A 17486-nucleotide genomic window follows, 5' to 3' on the forward strand; every position below is an offset into this window, starting at 1 on the left:
ACGCAGGCCTGCACGCAGGCCGCATAACTCAGGCGAGGATGAATGTCGGGCCAACTACTTTCAATAGCAAAATTGCCGTCCTTCCTGGCGGCGGCCCGCGCCGGCCAGGCGGCAGGGCATCAGAACATGCAGCAGCTGATACAGCTGCGCTGGATCGCCGTGGCCGGGCAGATCACCACCATCCTCGTGGTGGCCTGGGGCATAGGCATCAAGCTGCCGCTGGTCTACATGCTGGAAGTGCTGGCCTGCCTGATCGCCTTCAACGTCGCCAGCCAGCTGCGCTGGCATGAGAAATGGGCCGTGTCGAACGGCGAACTGTTTCTCGCCATCCTGGTGGACGTGGCCAGCCTCACGGCCCAGCTCTACCTGAGCGGCGGCACCTCGAATCCCTTTGTCTACCTCTACCTGCTGCAGGTCATCCTCAGCGCGGTGCTGCTGGAGGCCTGGTCCACCTGGACCATCGTCGCCATCGCCAGCGCCTGCCTGGCCGGATTGTCCGTGTGGTCCAAGCCCATCGCGCTGCCGCTGTTCCACGAGCGTGGCTACTTCAGCCTGTATATCCAGGGAATGCTGATCTGCTTCGCGCTGAACGCCGCGCTGCTGGTGGTGTTCATCACCCGCATCATGAGCAATTTGCGCGCCGGCGACGCCATGCTGGCCAGCATGCGCCAGCGCGCCGCAGAGGAGGAGCATATCGTCCGCATGGGCCTGCTCGCCTCGGGCGCGGCGCACGAGCTGGGCACGCCGCTGGCCACGCTGTCGGTGATACTGGGCGACTGGCGCCGCATGCCGGAGTTCAGCAAGAATCCGGAACTGCTGGAGGAAATCGGCGAGATGCAGGCCCAGCTGGCGCGCTGCAAATCCATCGTCAGCGGCATCCTGCTGTCGGCGGGCGAGGCGCGCGGCGAATCGTCGGCGCGTACCACCATCAACACCTTCCTCGACGAGCTGGTGCAGGAATGGTGCGCCAGCCGGCCGGTGGCGTCCTTCGATTACCGCAACACCATCGAGGACATGCCGGTCGTGTTCGACACGGCCTTCAAGCAGATGATCTGCAATGTGCTGGATAATGCACTGGAAGCATCGCCCGAGTGGGTGCGGCTGGAGGCGCGCTGCGAGGACGGCGCCATCAAGCTGCTGGTCAGCGACAGCGGCCCGGGCTTCGCGCCCGACATCCTGGAGCAGTTCGGCAAGCCCTACAATTCAAGCAAGGGCAAGCCGGGCCGTGGGCTGGGCCTGTTCCTGACGGTGAACGTGGCGCGCACCCTGGGCGGCACGGTGGAGGCTGGCAACCGGCCGGAGGGCGGCGCCGCCGTCTTGCTGAGCTTGCCGCTGACGGCCATTGCAGTGGAAGAGGAATAGAGGAATGACCGAAGAAGAAGTACGCCAGCTCATCATCATCGAGGACGACGCCGCCTTTGCGCGCACGCTGGGCCGTTCCTTCGAGCGGCGCGGCTACCAGGTGCTGCTGGCGGCCAGCCTGGAGGAGGCCGAGGCGCTGCTCGAAGAGCATACGCCGGGCTACGCCGTGGTGGACCTGAAACTGAAGAACAACACCTCCGGCCTGCTGTGCGTGCAGATGCTGCACGCGCACGACCCGGAGATGCTGATCGTGGTGCTGACCGGCTTCGCCAGCATCAACACGGCGGTGGAAGCGATCAAGCTGGGCGCCTGCCAGTACCTGGCCAAGCCGTCCAACACCGACGACATCGAAGCCGCCTTTGCCCACGTGGCCGGCAGCGCCGAGGTGGAAATGACCAACCGCTCCACATCCATCAAGACGCTGGAGTGGGAGCGCATCCACGAAGTGCTGGCCGAGACCGACTTCAACATCTCCGAGGCCGCCCGCCGCCTCGGCATGCACCGCCGCACGCTGGCGCGCAAGCTGGAAAAGCAGCGCGTGAAGTAGACAGGGGCATATCAAGCCGGTAAGATGGTTTTTTTACTAACCGGCAGGGTGGCACCATGGATACGGCACGTTTGAAGCAAGCTGCGGCGCTGGCCGTGGCCATCTCCACCCTGCATGGCCCGGCCCGCGCCGAAACGCCCGCCGCGCCCGCCAAGGCGACCCGCGCCGTGGCCGATTTCAGCAAGTGCGACAAACCGGTCTGGCCGCAGGAAGCGCTGCGGCGCGAGCAGCAGGGCACCGTCACGATGGCGTTCAAGATCGGCGAGGACGGCACGGTGGTCGAGTCCAAGGTGAACAAATCCAGCGGCTATCCGCTGCTGGACGAGGCCGCGCGCTTCGGCCTGGCCAAGTGCAAGTTCAAGCCCGGAACGGTAGGCGGCCAGCCCACGACCACATGGATGCAGATGCAATACAAGTGGGTACTGGACCTGCCCGAGAAAGATCCCGCCTTGCAGGCGGCGTTCGCCGAGGCGCTGGCGGCGGCCGAGGGCGGCGACCCGCAGGCGCAATACAAGGTGGCGGAACTGATCCGTACCGGCAAGGGTGTGAAGCACGACGATGCGCAGGCGATGGCGTGGCTGAAGAGGGCGGCGGAAACCGGCTATGCCGAGGCGCAGTTCATGCTGGGCAGCTACTACCTGGCCGGCAAGGGCAGCGAAGCGGACGTCGCGCTGGCGCATCCCTTGCTGATGAAAGCCGCCGAGCAGGGCCATGCGATGGCGATGATGGCGGTGGGCGGGCAATATATGACGGGCAAGGGCGTCGAGCGGGATCCTGCGCAGGGCTATGCCTGGGTGCGCAAGGCGGCCGATGCGGGTTTGCCGATTGCGTACACCGGCCTGGCTTCCATGTACTTCGGCGGCGTGGGCGTGGCGCGCGACCCGGACGAAGCGCAGCGCATGCTGCGCCGGGGGGCGGAACTGGGCGAGCAGACCGCGCTGCAGGGGCTGGGCATGGAGCTGCTGCGCTCGCAGTCGCCACGCGACCAGGCGGAAGCCTTGCCCTTGCTGGAGAAGGCTGCGGCGAAGGGTTCGCCGGTTGTGCAGTACTTGCTGGGGAATGCCTATGCAGAAGGCAAGGGCACGGAGGCTGATACGGCCGTGGCTGCCGAATGGTACCGAAAGGCTGCTGCGCAGAGCTACCCGGTGGCGCAGTTCGCGCTGGGCGGCATGATGGAGCAGGGCAGCGGCGCGCGCAAGGACGAGGCGGAGGCGCTGCGCTTGTATGAGCTGGCCGCGCAGCGCGGGTATCTGCCGGCGGTGCAGCGCATGCTGAAAGTGGCGGAGCGCGGCGAACTGGGCCGTCCGGTGGATGTGGCTGCGGCAGCGCAGTGGCGCGCGCAGTTGAGCGGATTGAGCGGCAAGAAATAGCGGGGCGGCGGCGCTGGCGGGTTACGCGGCTGCGCCGCTAACCCGCCCTACGAGCCCGCAGAATTGGCGGCGGAATTGCGGCGGAATTGCGGCGGGATTGCGCTGGGCGTAGGGCGGGTTAGGCGGCGACAGCCGACGTAACCCGCCATGCCTGAGCCGCCGCTCAGCACCCCTGCGCCGTGCACAGCGTGGCGATATTCCCGCTGGTGAAGCGCGCGCCGTTGAAGGTCTGGCCGAAGGTGCCGGTGCAGCTGGCGCTGTCGTAGCCGTGCACCACCGAGTCCACATGGTTGCCGCCCCGGTAGTCGCGCAGCCACGGTCCGCCGCTGGAGCCGAAGGTCATCGAGCAGCCGGTGTTGAGCACCGAGGTGCCGCCGCAGCTCCCACTGGGACTGAAGCTCTCGGACGCGCAGGCCTGCAGCGTATTCCCGCCGCCCAGATTGCCCGGATAGCCCAGCGCATGCTGGCTGAGCACGCTTCCGTAATTCCACGACCGCCCCAGCCATCCCGTGTAGAAGGTCACGCCGCGCCCGGCCGAGTCGTTCTGCAGCGCGATCAGGCAGACGTCGGAAGCCACATCCCCATTATTGATCCAGCTGGTCAGTATGCGCGCCTGCGACCAGGTGAACATGCCGAAGGGCGCATTGCCGCTGTTGTAGGCCGGCGCGAAGGACCAGCCGCCTATCCAGTTGTTGCGCGAGCGGTCGTAGCAGCAGTGCGCCGCCGTCACGATGATGTTGTTGCCGCTGATGACGGACGCCGAGCAGGTGCCCGCGCTGGTGAACAGCTTGCCGATCGCGCGCGGCGTATTGGCGTTGTTCGTTTCCTGGTATTGCGTGAAGATGTCGACCGTGGCGCCGGCCGGGCCGGCGAAACCGAGCCCTGCCAATGCAGCCAGCGCCGCCCATGCCGCCGAGCCCGCCAGCGCCTTCTTGCCTGTGTGCTTGTCCATTTCAGATCTCCCTGCCGTGGTTAGCGTTGCTTTTGGTCCGCTGCCTTCCAGTCGTCCGGATGCAGGCGGCGCGCCTCCTCGTCCGCCTTGGGATCGGGCGCGCCGCCTTCGGACAGCTCGGGCTTGGCGCCGGCCAGCGCCTTCTTCTCGGCCGCCGTCTGCGACTGGCGTTTGGGCTTGCCCTTGGTCACGTTCCAGTCCAGCGGCTTGGCGCTGAGCCGCTCCTCGCGCGTCTGGTAGGACGGCTCGGCCGCGGCGCGCTGCGGGTCGGCGTCGCGCTTGATGCTGGTGGTGGTGTCCTGCGGCGCTGCAAAAGCCGAGCCCGCCATGAACAGGGCGGCCAGCGCAGCGTGGGATGGTGAGTTGATCAACATAGTCGCCTCCTTTAGGTGAAGCGGACAGGCCTGCCCCGCTTGCTAAAGTTCAGCCTATGCCGGCCCGGTGGATATGCAATGTTTTGTGGGGACTGCCTTGACGCAGGTCATGGCAAGTGCAGATCGCGCACCGCCGCTTCCAGCGCCTCGAATGTGGCCGGCTTGGTCAGGTGGCGGTCGAAGCCTGCGGCCAGGGCGTTTTCGCGGTCGCGCTCCTGGCCGTAGCCGCTGAGCGCCACCAGGCGCACGCCGGCCAGCTCGGGCAGCTTGCGCATGGCGCTGGCCGCTTCCGTGCCGGGCATGTCCGGCAGGCCGATGTCGAGGAACACCAAGTGCGGCCGGAACGCCAGCGCCAGGCGGATGGCGTCCGTGCCGGTGTGGGCGGTGACCACCTCGTGGCCGCAAAAGCTGAGCAGCGAGGCCACCATGTCGGCCGAGTCGACGTTGTCGTCCACGACCAGCACACGCCTGCTCGGCCCGGCTGCCGGGCTGTCTTCGGCGGCGGCGGTGCTCGCCACGCCCTCCGGCGCGGCGCACAGCGGCAGGCGGATCTCGAACGTGCTGCCCTGGCCTTCGCCGGGGCTTTCAGCGGCCACGCTGCCGCCGTGCAGGTCCACCAGCGTGCGTACCAGCGACAGGCCGATGCCCAGGCCGTCCTGCACGCGGTCCGACGCATGCCCGGCCTGCGCGAACAGTTTGAAGATGTTGCCGATCTGCGCGGCCGGAATGCCGATGCCGTTGTCGCGGATGCGTATCAGCGCCGTGTCGCCCTCGCGCGTCAGGCTGGCGGTGACGACGCCGCCCAGCGGCGTGAACTTGCAGGCGTTGTTGAGCAGGTTGCCGGCGATCTGCGCCAGGCGCACGCCGTCGCCGGCCACCCACAGCGGCTCGTCGGGCAGCTCGACGGACAGGGCGTGGCGCCGCCGCTCGCACGCCTCGCGCGCGGTGTCGAGCACCGAACGCAGCATCTCGCCCAGCTCCACCGGCGCCACCCGCAGCGTGATCTTGCCCTGCGAAATGCGCGACACGTCCAGCAAATCGTCCACCAGGCGCACCATGTGGTCGGTCTGCCGGATGATCATCTGGCGCGCGCTCTCCTGCGGCTGCGGCGCGTACGGGTCGAGATTGCGCAGCACCTCCACCGCGTTGCGGATCGGCCCCAGCGGATTGCGCAGCTCGTGCGCCAGGATGGCCAGGAACTCGTCTTTCAGGCGGTTCGCCTCGCGCAGCTCGCGCTCCGCCTTGGCCAGCCGCAGCAGGGCGCGCACATTGGCCACCAGCTCTTCCGGTTCGATCGGCTCGATCAGGTAGTTGTCGGCGCCGCTGTCGAGCGCCCGCACGCGGTCCGGCGAGGCCACGTAGGACGCCGAAGTCTGCAGCACCAGCACCATGGCGGTGTGCGGGTTCTGTTTCAGGCGGCGGCACACTTCAAAGCCGCTCAGGTCGGGCAGCTTGGTGTCGAGCAGCACCAGGGCCGGGTTTTCGCTGGCCGTCTTGGCCAGGGCCTCGCCGCCGCTGGCCGCTTCGATGACCTGGAATCCGGCGCGCTGCAGGATGCGCGACTTGGCGTAGCGCGCCGCTTCGGTATCGTCCACATTGAGGATCAGGTCGTGCGACATCATGGTGCCTCGTGCTGGTTGGGTGGCGGCGCGCCGGCGCCGGACGCCGCCAGGTAAAGGGCATTGAGCTGGGCCAGCAGTTCGGCGCGCGGCACCGGCTTGACGAAATAGGCGTCCGCCCCCAGCGCATAGGCTTTCTGGCGGTCCGCCACTTCGGACGCGATAATCACCGGCACATGGCGGCGCCGCTCGTCGTTCTTGGTCTGCGTCAGCCAGCGCCAGGTGTCGGTGCCGTTCAGGTACAGGTCGAGGATGACGGCGGCCGGCGGCGTGGTGTTCCAGACCTGCTCGGCCTCCCACAGGCTGCGCGCCCACACGGCGCGGTAGGGGGTGTTGCGGAAGAAGCTGCGGTACAGCAGCATGGCGGTGCGGTCGTCCTCGACCACCAGCACCGGGATGCCGCCGTCGGCGCCGCCGGGCGCAGGGCCGGCGGCCAGTCCATCGTGCAGCGGCGGAGCGGATTCGCGCAGCATGCGCGGCAGGGTGGCGAAGAAGGTCGAGCCCACGCCAGGCGTGCTGGTCAGGCCGACCCTGCCGCCCAGCAGCCCGGCCAGCTTGCGGCACAGCGGCAGGCCCAGGCCGGTGCCCTTGGCGCTGCGCTGCAGGTGGCCCGCCACCTGGCTGAATTCTTCAAACACCATCTGCTGGTCTTCGGGCGCGATGCCGATGCCGCTGTCCTGCACGGCAAAGCGCACGCCGGCGCCGTCCGGCAGCAGCTCGGCCGACACGCGCACCTGGCCCGCCTCGGTGAACTTGAGGGCGTTCGAAATGAAGTTGCGCAGGATCTGCGACAGCTTGGCCTCGTCGCTGAACATATGCAGCTCCGGCTCCGGCATGTCGAACACCAGGTCCACCTTGGCGCTCACCAGCAGCGGGCGCAGCATGCCGCGCAGCGCGCTGAACATCTCGCCGACGTCGAAGTCGGCGCTGTGGATGTCGATCTTGCCCGCTTCGATCTTGGCCAGGTCCAGCAGGTCGTCCACCAGCTCGGCCAGCGACTCGGCGCTTTTCAGGATGTAGCCGACCTGTTTTTCCTGCTCGCTGCCCAGGTCGCCGTCAATGCGGTCCAGCAGCAGCTTGGACAGCGCGCGTATGGAATTGAGCGGGGTGCGGAACTCGTGGCTCATATTCGACAGGAAGCGCGTCTTCATCTCGTCGGCGCCGCGCAGATGCTCGGCTTGCTGGTCCAGCTCGGCGTACAGCGCCACCACGCCGCGGTTGGTGTCCTCCAGCTCGCGCGTGAGCTGCAGCAGCTCTTCCTGGCGCGCGTTCAGTTCGGCCAGCGTGGCCAGCAGTTCCTTGTTCTGCTGCTGCATTTCCGACAGCGCAGCGTCCGGCGGCAGGGCGTGCAGCTGGGCGCCGAGCGCGCCCACCGCCGCCGCCGTCAGCAGCGGCGCCTCGGCCGGCAGCAGCTTCTTCAGCAGGATCAAGGTGCCCTTGCCGGGCTCGGTATTGATGTCGCACTGGTCCATCAGGCGGCGCGCGCCCAGCAGGCCCATGCCCATGCCGGTGGGGGACTGGTAGCGCCCCGACAGCACCAGCTGGAGGTTGGCGATGCCCGGCCCCTGGTCCTCGATGCGTATCACCAGCAGCTGCGGCGCGGTGCCGCCTTCCACGCTGAACTCGATGCGGCCGCTGCTGGCGTAGTTGTAGACGTTGCGCGCCAGTTCGGACACGGCGGTGGCAATGCGGGTCTGGTCCTGGCCGCCGAAGCCGCACAGCGCGGCGATCTGGCGCGCGCGCTGGCGCGAGGCCACCACGTCCACCTCGGCCACGATGGCCATGCTGAGGATGCGCAGGCTCATGGCTGGCCTCCCTGGTGGTCGCGCAGCACCAGCACGCTGACGTCGTCGCGGCGGCGCGAGAAATCGCGGTACAGCACGGCGGCGATCACGGCCGGATGGCGCCGGGCCAGGCCGGGGTAGTCGTCCAGGTTCCAGCGCGAGCCCAGGCCGTCGCTATGCAGTATCAGCATGCCGTCATGGTCCCAGGGCGCGGGGAATTCCTGCACCTTGCGCATATTGCTGCCGACGATGCCGTTGTGCGACACCAGCTGGCGCCGCGCGCCGTCGCTCCAGGCGTGGCAGGCAATATTGCCCACCCCGGCCAGTTGCAGCTGCCCTGCCAGCATGTCGATGCGCACCACGGCGGCCGCCGCGCCGCGCGTGGCGCGCAGCGCATCGTGCACGTCCTGCAGCAGCACGGAAGCGGGCTGGGCCGGATTGGCCAGCACGGTTTGCGCGGCCAGGCGCGAGGCGTCGGCCGCCAGCGGGCCGTGGCCCAGGCCGTCGGCCACCAGCACCGTGGCGCTGGTGGGGCCGCAGGCCAGCGCCCAGCCGTCGCCGCAGGCGGTTTCGCCGTGCATGGGCAGGCAGACCACGCCCACGTCCAGCGCCAGCGGCGGCGCGGCCGCGTCGGCCTGGTTCGGCTGCGGCCATAGCGTCAGCCAGACCACCGTGCCCTGGCCGGGCGCGCTGTAGGCGTCGAAACTGCTCGACAGGCGCTGCATCGCGCCCAGGCCCACGCCGTAGCTGCCCGCCGTGGTGCGCCCGTCCTGCAGGCTGGTGGCCAGGCTGGCCATGCCGGGACCGTTGTCCAGCGCCAGCACTTCCACACCGGCCCGGCCGCCGGCGTGCAGCGCGCGCAGCAGGATCTCGCCGTGGCCGGCGTGTTTCAGGATGTTGCTTGCCGCTTCGGTCACCACGATGGCCAGCTCGCCGGCGCGCACCGGGTCCAGCCCGGCTTGCGCGCCCAGTTCGGCGGCGGCGCGGCGCGCGGCGGCCACGTGGGTGGCGTCGGATACCGGGCAGCACTGCTGCGGCGGATTTAGAAAGGTTTCCATTTGGTGATGCTGACGGTGGTGCCGGCGCCGGGCGCCGAAATAATGTCGAACTCGTCCGCCAGCCGCTTGGCGCCGGACAGTCCCAGGCCCATGCCGCCGCCGCTGGTGTAGCCATCGGTGAGGGCGCGGGGAATATCGTCGATGCCGGGACCATCGTCGGTGAACACCAGCTGCAGCCCGCGCCGCATGCCGTTGTTGACGTGGAGCAGGTGCGCCTCGCCGCCGCCGCCGTAGCGCAGCGTGTTGCGCGCCAGCTCGCTGGCCGCCGTCACCATCTTGGTCTGGTCGACCAGGCTGAAGCGCTGCGCCACCAGCTGCTCGCGCACCTGCTGGCGCAGCCGCACCACGTCCTCGTCGAGCCGCAGCGGCAGCACCACGGCGCCGGGAGGAGGCGCGTTCATGCGATCTGGCGCTGAAGCAGCTGTACGCCTTTTTCGACGTTCAGCGCCGTCTGTACGCCTTCCAGCTTGAGGCCCAGCTCCACCAGCGTGATGGCCACGGCCGGCTGCATGCCCACCAGCACGGTGTGCGCGTCCAGCACGCGCGCCATGGCGGCGGTGTTGCTGATCATGCGGCCGATAAAGGAGTCCACGATGTCCAGCGTGGAAATGTCGATCAGCACGCCGCGCGCGCGGTCCTGCACGATGCGCGCGGTCAGGTCGTCCTGCAGGGTCATCGCCAGCCTGTCGTGCATGTCGACCTGTATGGTCACCAGCAGCAGCTGGCCCATCTTGAGTATCGGGATGCGTTCCATGCGGGCCTCACACTGCCTGGTGGTAGGTGACCGAGGCGCCCAGCCGTTTCATGGCGGTCTGGAAGGCGTCCGCCAGCGTGGCCTTGGTGGTCACGTCCTCCAGGTTCACGCCCAGGTGGACGATGGTTTGCGCGATCTGCGGGCGGATGCCGCTGATGATGCAGTCGGCGCCCATCAGGCGCGCGGCGGCCACGGTCTTGAGCAAATGCTGGGCCACCAGCGTGTCCACGGTGGGCACGCCGGTGATGTCGATAATGGCGATGGAGGCGCTGGTGTCGATAATCTTCTGCAGCAGGTTCTCCATCACCACCTGGGTGCGCGCGCTGTCGAGGGTGCCGATCAGGGGCAGGGCCAGTACGTCGCGCCACAGCTGCACCACCGGGGTGGACAGTTCCAGCAGCTCCTGCTGCTGGCGCAGGATCACGCCTTCGCGGTTGCGCTGGTATTCCTCGACGGTGTACAGGCCGAGGCGGTCGAACAGGTTGCCGGTCTCGGCGAGTTCCTCGCCCAGCGCGGCGCTGTCGTGCGCCAGTTCGGCACGCAGGCCGGCGAACAGCGGCTCCTTGAGCGAGAACACGAAGGTGGCCGTCTCGGTCGGGGTGTAGCCTTGACGCACGCGGTTGGCGGAAATATCACTGAGCAGCTGGCGCACCTCGCCCCAGGCCGGGCCGTCGATTTCATAGCTGGCGCCGGCTTCGGTGGCCTTGACCAGCAGCGGCAGCAGGCGCATGGCCTGTTGCCGCATTTCGGCCTCGGCCCCCTTGTCGCGGCGCACCGTGCGCGACAGCATGCCGCTCAGCCAGCCCTCCAGCAGTGCTTCCTGGTTTTTGCTCAGGATGTTGGCGAGATTTCCGGTGCTCTGCTTGCTCATGCGTACCCCACAAAAATGGATTAAGAAAAAACAGTCTAACAGGAAAAATTTAAAAGCTTGGTTAAATTGAAATGTAGCCTGTCCAGCCGCATACAGCGGCCGGGCAGGCGGGACAGGGAGGGGGAAGGGAGGGGGGAATTACAGCTTGTAGCTGGCCTGGACCGAGAACGAGCGCCCGGCCAGGGGCAGGTCGAAGGGCAGCGCCAGGCCCGGCGCCAGCGTCGGCTCGCGCGCGTCGGCGTCGAAGATGTTGCGCACGGCGGCCGAGAAGTTCCACTGGTTCTTGCCGCGCCGGGTCGACAGCGTCAGGTCGAAGGTGCGGTAGTCGGCGATGGGCTTGCGCAGGTCGCCGGTGGCGCGCTGGCGGCCGGCCACCCAGTTCAGCTGCGGCGACAGCGTGTAGTTGCCGCCGAACTGCCAGTCGGCGCGGCCGAACAGATGGTGGCGCGGCGCGTAGCCGGCGTCCTTCTGCGTGGCCTCGTCCACCGAGCGCTGCCAAGCGTAATTGCCCACCAGGCGCAGCTCGCGGTTGACGTTCCAGTTGCCTTCCAGCTCCATGCCGTGGCCGGTCTGGTCGCCCTGGTTGGCAAAGGTGGAGCCGGTGCCGGCCATCATGTTCGGCACCAGGCGGATGATGTTGCTCATCTCGTAGCGGTACAGCGTCAGGTTGATTTGCGCGTCCGCCTGGGCTTGCCAGGAGAAGGCCGCTTCCAGCGTGCGGTCGGTTTCCGGCTTCAGGTTGGCGTTGCCGCGCGCCACAGGGTTGGCCAGGCTGTAGGCCTCGTTGAAGGACGGCGCGCGGAAGGCGCGGCCGTACAGCAGCTTGGCGGTCAGGTCGAAGGTGGCGTCCCACACCAGCGCGAAGCGCGGGTTGGTGGTGCCGCCAAAGTCGGAATAGCGGTCGTGGCGCACGCCGGCGGTCAGGGTCCAGTCGGTGGCCAGGCGCCATTCGTCCTGCGCGTACAGGTAGTCGATGCGGCGCTTGTGCGGCCGCATAAAGGGATTGCTGTCGCTGAAGTCCGCCAGGCCCGGCAGCGGCACGGGGGTGCCGTTGGCCGTGTAGGTGAAATTGCGGCGCTCGCGCGTGCGGTACAGGTCCAGGTCGTCGTGGCCTATGCCCACGCGCACGTGGTGGTCCGCGAAGCCGCTGTAGTCGGCATAGGCGGTGAGCCGGGTCGAGCGCTCCCAGGTTTCCGGGATGCCTATCATGCCGTTCGGGAACAGCCCGGTCGGGAAGCGGGTGCCCGGCGGCAGCAGGATGTAGCCGTCCAGCTCCTGCGCGTAGGACTGGGTGCTGATGCTGGCCCCCAGGCCCCAGTTGCGGCTGAACTGCGCGTCCGCCCAGCCCAGGCTGGTGTTGATGCGTTCGCTGCGGCCCACGCCCACCGGGTCCAGCGCGGAGGCGATGCCGGCGCCGCTGCCCTGGCGGTCGCGCAGCTTGTAGCCGAAGCGCGCGCGCCACTGGCCATAGCCGGCTTCCAGGTTCAGGTCCACCGCGTCGCCGCCGGTGTTCACGCCGCCCGGGGCCAGGCTGGCGTGGGTGCCGAGCAGGGTGTCGTTGCGGGTCTGCGCGTCCGCTTCCAGCGTGCGGTGCTGGCCGTCGGTGGTGCCGGTGCGCAGGTAGGCGGCGATCTCGATGGGGCCGAGCTTGCCGCCGTGCTGCACCCAGGCGTCGCGCGCCTGGAAGGAGCCGAGGCGCAGGCCGACTTCGGTTCCCGCCGCTTCGGCCGGACCCTTGGTGATGATGTTGATTACGCCGGAGAAGGCGTCCGAGCCGTACAGCGCCGAGCCGGGGCCGCGTATCACCTCGATGCGCGAAATCTGCTCAACCGGGAAAGTACCCCAGACATTGCCTTTGTTGCCGATGTAGAGCGTGGTGACGGGCACGCCGTTCTGCAGCACCAGCACCTGCGGCGCATACTGGCTGAACACGCCGCGCATGATGTACAGCGGCGTGTAGCTGTTGGGGCTGCGGGAAATATGCAGACCGGCCACGGTTTCCAGCACATGGTCGAGGTCGGTGGCGCCCATGGCGGCGATGTCGGCCGCCGTCACCACGGAGGCCACGGCCGGCGCGCGGCGCAGCGTCTGCAGATTGCCGGTGGCGATGCTGACGCTGTCGGCGTCGCCATAGACCATGGTCAGTTCGTCTTCTTCGCTGCTGGGGCCGCCTTGCGTTTGAGCCTGGGCCTGGGTTTGTGCGATCAGGGCAGGCAGGGCGAAAGCCACTGCCAGCCAGATACGTGATGCGCGGGAAGACTTCAAGAGCTATCTCCAGAGTGTGATATTTTTCCCATTGTAGCGTGGCACGATTTGCTCATGGGACAAAAAAGCACGCACTGTTGCTAGCGTGCAGCTTGCAAGTTACTTAATTAGGCGAGGCAGCCGTTCGCCATTCCCTTGGCGCGGGACCGCTGTACTCGACGGCGCTGCAGGGCGTGGCGAACAGCACGCGCTCGGGCTTTTCCGCTGCCTCCACCACGCAGGGAGCCATGCCTGCTATAAAGATAGGCATGCGCAGCAGCTGCAGTTCGCGCACCGACATGCCCATGTCGGCAATGATGGCCGCATGCAGGCCCGAGTAGTTCATTTGCAGCTGGGCGTAGCGGCTCAGCAGCACCTGCTCGACCTGCCAGGCCAGCGCCAGGTGCGGGCCGTTATGCAGGCCCAGGCGCTCGGCCAGTTCCATAATGAAGGGAATGCGCTCGTCGTGCGAGTTGATGGGGCGGCCAAAACCGTAGATCTTGCTGCGCGCGGTTTCCTCCCACACCACGTCGGCCAGCGCCTCGCCGGCCTGCACGCGGCGCAGCGCGGTCTGCAAAAAAGTCATGCACAGCATGGTGGCTTGGCCGCCGTAGGTGGTCGCTTCCGACACGGCCATGCCGGCCACCATGGCCAGCGAGGCGCTGCTGCGCGCATTGCCGGCCAGCGCCGCCACGCGGTTGTTCCACAGGCGGGCGTCCGGATAGGAGGTATGGGTCCACATGGCTTGCACCAGCTCGGCCTGTTCGGCGCTCAGGTGGCGGCCGGTGATGCCGTAGGCGTAGAGCTGCACCCATTCCAGGCTGCACAGGTCGCGATGCAGGTCGTGGCCGCGGAATACGGCGTGGCTGCCCGGGAAGGCGGCGCCCACCTTGGTGTGCAGGCGGCCTGCGTGGTGCTGCAGCAAGGCCGGGCCTTGCAGGACTTCTTTCAGGTGAGCGCTCATGCTGCTTCCTTTTCAATGGCGGCCGATGCCGGAACCGATACGGGCACCGGCGGCGTGGCGGCCGGGTCGAGCTCCAGCTTGTAGAAGGGGAAGCGCTTGAAGCCGACGGCCTTCTGTTCCAGCGCGTGGGCGGCGGCGCCGGGCAGGCGCAGCAGCAGGTACAGCATTTCGCCTTCGTCCGGGCTGAAGCCCAGGTCGTGCAGCACGCAGGCGGCCACGCCGCACATGGCGAGCGGCAAGCCGGCGGCGGCGCGCGCATCTTCCAGGCCGGCGTGCAGCCAGGCCGTGCCGGGGCCGGCGCCCATGCGGTCCAGCGTGGCGAGCAGCTGGCGCACCGGCAGCGGGGTGGCGGCGCCGTGCGGATCGAAGCCCGGCAAGTGGCTTTGTTCGGGCCAGACGTCGACCGGGTCGTGTGCGCTGGCGGCGTGGAAGGCGCGCCAGGCGGCCAGGTCCGCGCCGCAGCGCTTCCACATGGTCATGGCGTCGTGCACTTCGCGCGCGCCGCCGGAGCGGCCGGCGCCCACGGCCAGCGCGGCCATCAGCGAGGAGGCGGCGGTCGAACCGCCCACGCCGCCGCACATGGCGGCGTGCACGGACGCGTCGCGCGGGCCGGGATTGGCCAGCGCCACGGCCAGCGCTTCCAGGATGTCCAGCTCGGGGCCGGCGGGCAGCTCGGCGCGCAGCAGCAGCCAGAGCATTTCCATCCAGCGCGCATTGCCGGCCATGGCGCCGTACACGTCGTAGCCACGGCAGTAGGCGGCGCGCGTGGCGAAGGGATTGTCCGCTTCCGGCGTTTCCTGCCAGATGGCGGTGTGGATCAGGTCTTTGGATGAGGGGGTTGCGTTGTTCTTCATGTTTTCTCCTTACAGCAGGCTCATGCCGCCATCGACCACGATTTCGTCGCCCACCATATAGGACGAGTCGTCGCAGGCGAGGAAGAGCGCGGCCTTCGCGACTTCGTCGGGCGAGCCGAAGCGGCGGCTGGGCGATTTCTCGGCAATGGCCAGCTTCTTGGCGCTGGCCACCTCGGCAGGCAGGCCCAGGCGGTCGAACATGGGCGTGGCGATGGGGCCGGGGCTGATGGCGTTGACGCGGATGCCGCGCCCTACCAGTTCCAGTCCCAGCGACTTGACCAGCGAGCGCAGGCCCGCCTTGGCGGCGCCGTACACGCTGAACATTGGCGAGCCCATCTGGTTGGCGATGGAGGTGGTGACGATAATGCTGCCGCCCGCGCCAAACAGCGGCAAGGCTTTCTGCACGGTGAAGAACACGCCCTTGAGGTTGACGTTCAGCTGCTCGTCGAACGCCGCCTCGGTGGTCTGCTCGATGGGCGCAGGTTTGGCCACGCCGGCATTGATGAACAGCACGTCCAGGCGCCCGTAGCGCTCGCGCACCTGCGCCATCACGCTGTCGATGGCGGCCAGGCCGCCCGCGTCGCTGCGTATCAGCAGCGCCTTGCCGCCCAGCGCGGCGCCGGCCTGTTCCAGCTTGTGCGGATCGCGGCCGGTGATGGCGAGCTGCGCGCCCTGCGCCTGGAACAGCTGCGCGCTGGCCAGGCCGATGCCGCTGCTGCCGCCGGTAATGAGTACAACCTTGTCCTGTAGTTTGAGCATGGCCGTCCTCTTATTGTCCGTCGTCCATCAGCACGCGCAGGCGGCTGCCCATGGGCGGCACTTCCTCCGGATCGATGTAGACGTCCAGCAGGGTAGGACCCGGGTAGTTGCAGATGCCCTTGATGTCCAGCGCCTGCATGTCCTTGGCCGAGCGGATGGTGTGGCCGCGGCCGCCGAGCGCGCGCGACAGGGCGGCGAAGTCGGTGGCGGGCAGTTCGTAGCCGATCTGCTCGGCGCCGCCCAGGCGTTGGCCGTGCTTGACCATGCCCAGCGCGCGGTCGTTCAGGATGACGAAAATCACGCACTGCTGCTCGGCCACGGCCACCGACAGTTCCTGGCCGCTCATCAGCATGCTGCCGTCGCCGGTGATGCAGACCACGGGCACGTCCGGGTTGCCCGCCGCCGTGCCGATGGCCGCGCCGATGGCCCAGCCCATCGGCGCGAAGTGGCTGGTCAGGCGCAGCCAGCCGCCGGTGCTGCGGCGCTTGCCCAGGTCGCGCGCGCGCTCGCCGTCGGCGTTGCGGCGCTCGCCCATGCGGCGGTCCTGCGGCTGCAGGTAGTGCGCGGCCCAGGCGATGCTGTTGCCTGCGTCTGCCAGGAAGCGGGTGGTGGGCGGGAACAGGTCGCCCAGTTCCTTCATCAGGCGCTGCGGCTTGATGGGGGCGGCGTCGCTGAAATAGGCGTGCGGCGCTTCCAGCATGTCCGAGGTGCGCCAGGCCTTGAAGGACAGTTCGCGCATGGCGCGGCGGTGCGCGGTAGCCTGGTCGTCCTGCGGGTTTTCGCGCTGGATATGGCTCACCAGGCGGTCGAACACCAGGCCCAGGCTGCCGCGCAGGTGCAAGCGCGCCATCGGCGTGCGCGCCAGGTGCTCTTCGGATTCATCGATATGCACGAGGCGGTTGTTGAGCAGGCTGTCGCACCAGCCGCCGGTGTTCCATTCGCCCATGCTGGTGCCGGCCGCAACGATCAGGTCCACGGACGGATCGCGCAGCGCCGCCTCGGCCGTGGCATGGCCGCCGAAGCCGAATACGCCCCGGTACAGCGGATGCTGCGGGCTGACCAGGCCCTTGGCGTCCGGCGTGGTGACGAAGGTGGCGCCTTTCAGCGTGGCGAACTGCAAGATGGAATGGATGGACTCGCCGCAGCCGGAGCCGACCAGCACCACCACGTTGCGGGCGCGGGCCAGCAGGGCGCGCAGGCGCTCGATGCCGGCGTCGTCGATCAGCGCGGCGGGCTGGAGCAGGCTGTTCATGTCGTAGCTGGGGGCGCGCACATTGCTCGGCGCGCGGAACACGTCCACCGGCACGCTCAGGTGCACCGGTCCGGCGGGCGAGCGGGTTGCATGCTGCAATGCAGTAATCAGCTTCCATTCCAGCTGCATAGGATGTGAAATCAGCGAGTTGTAGCGCGTGCAGTGGCGGAACATGCCCAGCACGTCGATGCCGGTGCAGGAGGACTCTTGCAGCGTGTGTTTGCCGAAGGAAGGCAGGGCCGGCTGGCCGGAAATGACCAGCATGGGCACGCCGTTGCCGTAGGCGGTGGCGACGGCGGTGAGCATATTGGTGGCGCCGGGGCCGGAGGTGGCCACGCAGACGCCGATCTTGCCGGTTTCGCGGGCGTAGCCGTCGGCCATGAAGGCCGCGCCAGCCTCGTGGCGGGCCACGATATGGCTCAGATTGCCGCCTTTGCGCAGGTTGCGGGCGATGGCGTCGTACAGCGGCTCGATGGCGCCGCCGGGCACGCCGAACACGTAATCCACGCCCATTTGTTCCAGGTAGGCGACCAGCAGGTCGGCCATGTCCATGGTGCGTTGGGCGGCGGCAGGACGTGACTTCTCCTGTCGATTGAATTCGACATTGTCAAACATATAAGCTCCTCAATATGGGCGAATCGGCTTTCCGATAAGCCGATATTTACTAGCGTTAAAGCAACAATGTATTCCTAAATGCAATAAATGTTGCAGCGCGAGATAAT

General features: G+C 68.0%; 16 protein-coding genes. 3 read left to right on the forward strand and 13 right to left on the reverse strand.

Features of this window, described 5'->3' with window-relative positions; all coding sequences use genetic code 11:
- Positions 1–42 precede the first annotated feature (42 nt).
- Genes GTP77_RS05720 through GTP77_RS05730 form a run of 3 tightly spaced genes read left to right on the forward strand, consistent with a single transcriptional unit; the run spans position 43 to position 3279 of the window.
- Positions 43–1362, forward strand: coding sequence for an ATP-binding protein (locus GTP77_RS05720; protein WP_161071219.1), 1320 nt, complete (start codon positions 43–45; stop codon positions 1360–1362).
- Positions 1363–1366: 4 nt separating this feature from the next.
- Positions 1367–1909, forward strand: coding sequence for a response regulator transcription factor (locus GTP77_RS05725; RefSeq protein ID WP_161071220.1), 543 nt, complete (start codon positions 1367–1369; stop codon positions 1907–1909).
- Positions 1910–1965: 56 nt separating this feature from the next.
- Entirely contained in the window at positions 1966–3279 is a 1314-nt protein-coding gene (locus tag GTP77_RS05730; protein ID WP_161071221.1) for a TonB family protein, read from the forward strand.
- A gap of 163 nt (positions 3280–3442) precedes the next feature.
- Here GTP77_RS05730 and GTP77_RS05735 read toward each other — a convergent pair whose 3' ends face one another.
- From GTP77_RS05735 to GTP77_RS05795, 13 genes are all read right to left on the reverse strand, one after another.
- Complete coding sequence (locus tag GTP77_RS05735; RefSeq protein WP_161071222.1) at positions 3443–4231, reverse strand: trypsin-like serine peptidase; 789 nt, start codon at positions 4229–4231, stop codon at positions 3443–3445.
- 20 nt (positions 4232–4251) lie between these two features.
- A complete protein-coding gene (locus GTP77_RS05740) occupies positions 4252–4605 on the reverse strand; it encodes a hypothetical protein (RefSeq protein ID WP_161071223.1) in 354 nt (117 codons plus the stop codon).
- 107 nt (positions 4606–4712) lie between these two features.
- Positions 4713–6227, reverse strand: a complete 1515-nt coding sequence (locus tag GTP77_RS05745) for an ATP-binding response regulator (RefSeq protein ID WP_161071224.1) — start codon at positions 6225–6227, stop codon at positions 4713–4715.
- The gene (locus tag GTP77_RS05750; RefSeq protein ID WP_161071225.1) at positions 6224–8029 is read right to left on the reverse strand and encodes an ATP-binding protein; all 1806 of its coding nucleotides are present in this window, start codon (positions 8027–8029) and stop codon (positions 6224–6226) included. Before GTP77_RS05750 ends, GTP77_RS05745 begins: the two co-directional genes overlap by 4 nt.
- Positions 8026–9066 (reverse strand): ATP-binding SpoIIE family protein phosphatase, encoded by a 1041-nt coding sequence (locus GTP77_RS05755; RefSeq protein WP_161071226.1) that lies wholly within the window; start codon positions 9064–9066, stop codon positions 8026–8028. Before GTP77_RS05755 ends, GTP77_RS05750 begins: the two co-directional genes overlap by 4 nt.
- Positions 9051–9467, reverse strand: a complete 417-nt coding sequence (locus tag GTP77_RS05760; RefSeq protein WP_161071227.1) for an ATP-binding protein — start codon at positions 9465–9467, stop codon at positions 9051–9053. The genes GTP77_RS05755 and GTP77_RS05760 overlap by 16 nt, the downstream gene beginning before the upstream one ends.
- Positions 9464–9820 (reverse strand): STAS domain-containing protein, encoded by a 357-nt coding sequence (locus tag GTP77_RS05765; protein ID WP_161071228.1) that lies wholly within the window; start codon positions 9818–9820, stop codon positions 9464–9466. Before GTP77_RS05765 ends, GTP77_RS05760 begins: the two co-directional genes overlap by 4 nt.
- Before the next feature lie 7 nt (positions 9821–9827).
- Positions 9828–10691 carry an STAS domain-containing protein gene (locus GTP77_RS05770; RefSeq protein WP_161071229.1) on the reverse strand — a complete coding sequence of 288 codons (864 nt, stop codon included), beginning with the start codon at positions 10689–10691 and terminating at the stop codon, positions 9828–9830.
- 138 nt (positions 10692–10829) lie between these two features.
- Positions 10830–12956 (reverse strand): TonB-dependent receptor plug domain-containing protein, encoded by a 2127-nt coding sequence (locus GTP77_RS05775; RefSeq protein ID WP_229202094.1) that lies wholly within the window; start codon positions 12954–12956, stop codon positions 10830–10832.
- 103 nt (positions 12957–13059) lie between these two features.
- On the reverse strand, positions 13060–13899 hold the full coding sequence (locus GTP77_RS05780; protein WP_161071230.1) for a citrate synthase family protein: 840 nt from the start codon (positions 13897–13899) through the stop codon (positions 13060–13062).
- Complete coding sequence (locus tag GTP77_RS05785; protein ID WP_161071231.1) at positions 13896–14753, reverse strand: citrate synthase family protein; 858 nt, start codon at positions 14751–14753, stop codon at positions 13896–13898. Before GTP77_RS05785 ends, GTP77_RS05780 begins: the two co-directional genes overlap by 4 nt.
- 9 nt (positions 14754–14762) lie before the next feature.
- Positions 14763–15512 (reverse strand): SDR family oxidoreductase, encoded by a 750-nt coding sequence (locus tag GTP77_RS05790; protein ID WP_161071232.1) that lies wholly within the window; start codon positions 15510–15512, stop codon positions 14763–14765.
- 10 nt (positions 15513–15522) lie between these two features.
- Positions 15523–17379 (reverse strand): thiamine pyrophosphate-binding protein, encoded by a 1857-nt coding sequence (locus GTP77_RS05795; RefSeq protein WP_228892833.1) that lies wholly within the window; start codon positions 17377–17379, stop codon positions 15523–15525.
- Positions 17380–17486 lie beyond the last annotated feature (107 nt).

Source organism: Pseudoduganella aquatica (assembly GCF_009857595.1).
Classification (GTDB): Bacteria; Pseudomonadota; Gammaproteobacteria; order Burkholderiales; family Burkholderiaceae_D; genus Rugamonas; species Rugamonas aquatica_A.

Coding starts and splice junctions, on each gene's coding strand:
- GTP77_RS05740 (WP_161071223.1), bottom strand. CDS start 4,605: ATGTTGATCAACTCACCATCCCACGCTGCGCTGGCCGCCCTGTTCATG.
- GTP77_RS05755 (WP_161071226.1), bottom strand. CDS start 9,066: ATGGAAACCTTTCTAAATCCGCCGCAGCAGTGCTGCCCGGTATCCGAC.
- GTP77_RS05750 (WP_161071225.1), bottom strand. CDS start 8,029: ATGAGCCTGCGCATCCTCAGCATGGCCATCGTGGCCGAGGTGGACGTG.
- GTP77_RS05795 (WP_228892833.1), bottom strand. CDS start 17,379: ATGTTTGACAATGTCGAATTCAATCGACAGGAGAAGTCACGTCCTGCC.
- GTP77_RS05745 (WP_161071224.1), bottom strand. CDS start 6,227: ATGATGTCGCACGACCTGATCCTCAATGTGGACGATACCGAAGCGGCG.
- GTP77_RS05730 (WP_161071221.1), top strand. CDS start 1,966: ATGGATACGGCACGTTTGAAGCAAGCTGCGGCGCTGGCCGTGGCCATC.
- GTP77_RS05760 (WP_161071227.1), bottom strand. CDS start 9,467: ATGAACGCGCCTCCTCCCGGCGCCGTGGTGCTGCCGCTGCGGCTCGAC.
- GTP77_RS05785 (WP_161071231.1), bottom strand. CDS start 14,753: ATGAAGAACAACGCAACCCCCTCATCCAAAGACCTGATCCACACCGCC.
- GTP77_RS05780 (WP_161071230.1), bottom strand. CDS start 13,899: ATGAGCGCTCACCTGAAAGAAGTCCTGCAAGGCCCGGCCTTGCTGCAG.
- GTP77_RS05725 (WP_161071220.1), top strand. CDS start 1,367: ATGACCGAAGAAGAAGTACGCCAGCTCATCATCATCGAGGACGACGCC.
- GTP77_RS05720 (WP_161071219.1), top strand. CDS start 43: ATGTCGGGCCAACTACTTTCAATAGCAAAATTGCCGTCCTTCCTGGCG.
- GTP77_RS05765 (WP_161071228.1), bottom strand. CDS start 9,820: ATGGAACGCATCCCGATACTCAAGATGGGCCAGCTGCTGCTGGTGACC.
- GTP77_RS05735 (WP_161071222.1), bottom strand. CDS start 4,231: ATGGACAAGCACACAGGCAAGAAGGCGCTGGCGGGCTCGGCGGCATGG.
- GTP77_RS05770 (WP_161071229.1), bottom strand. CDS start 10,691: ATGAGCAAGCAGAGCACCGGAAATCTCGCCAACATCCTGAGCAAAAAC.
- GTP77_RS05790 (WP_161071232.1), bottom strand. CDS start 15,512: ATGCTCAAACTACAGGACAAGGTTGTACTCATTACCGGCGGCAGCAGC.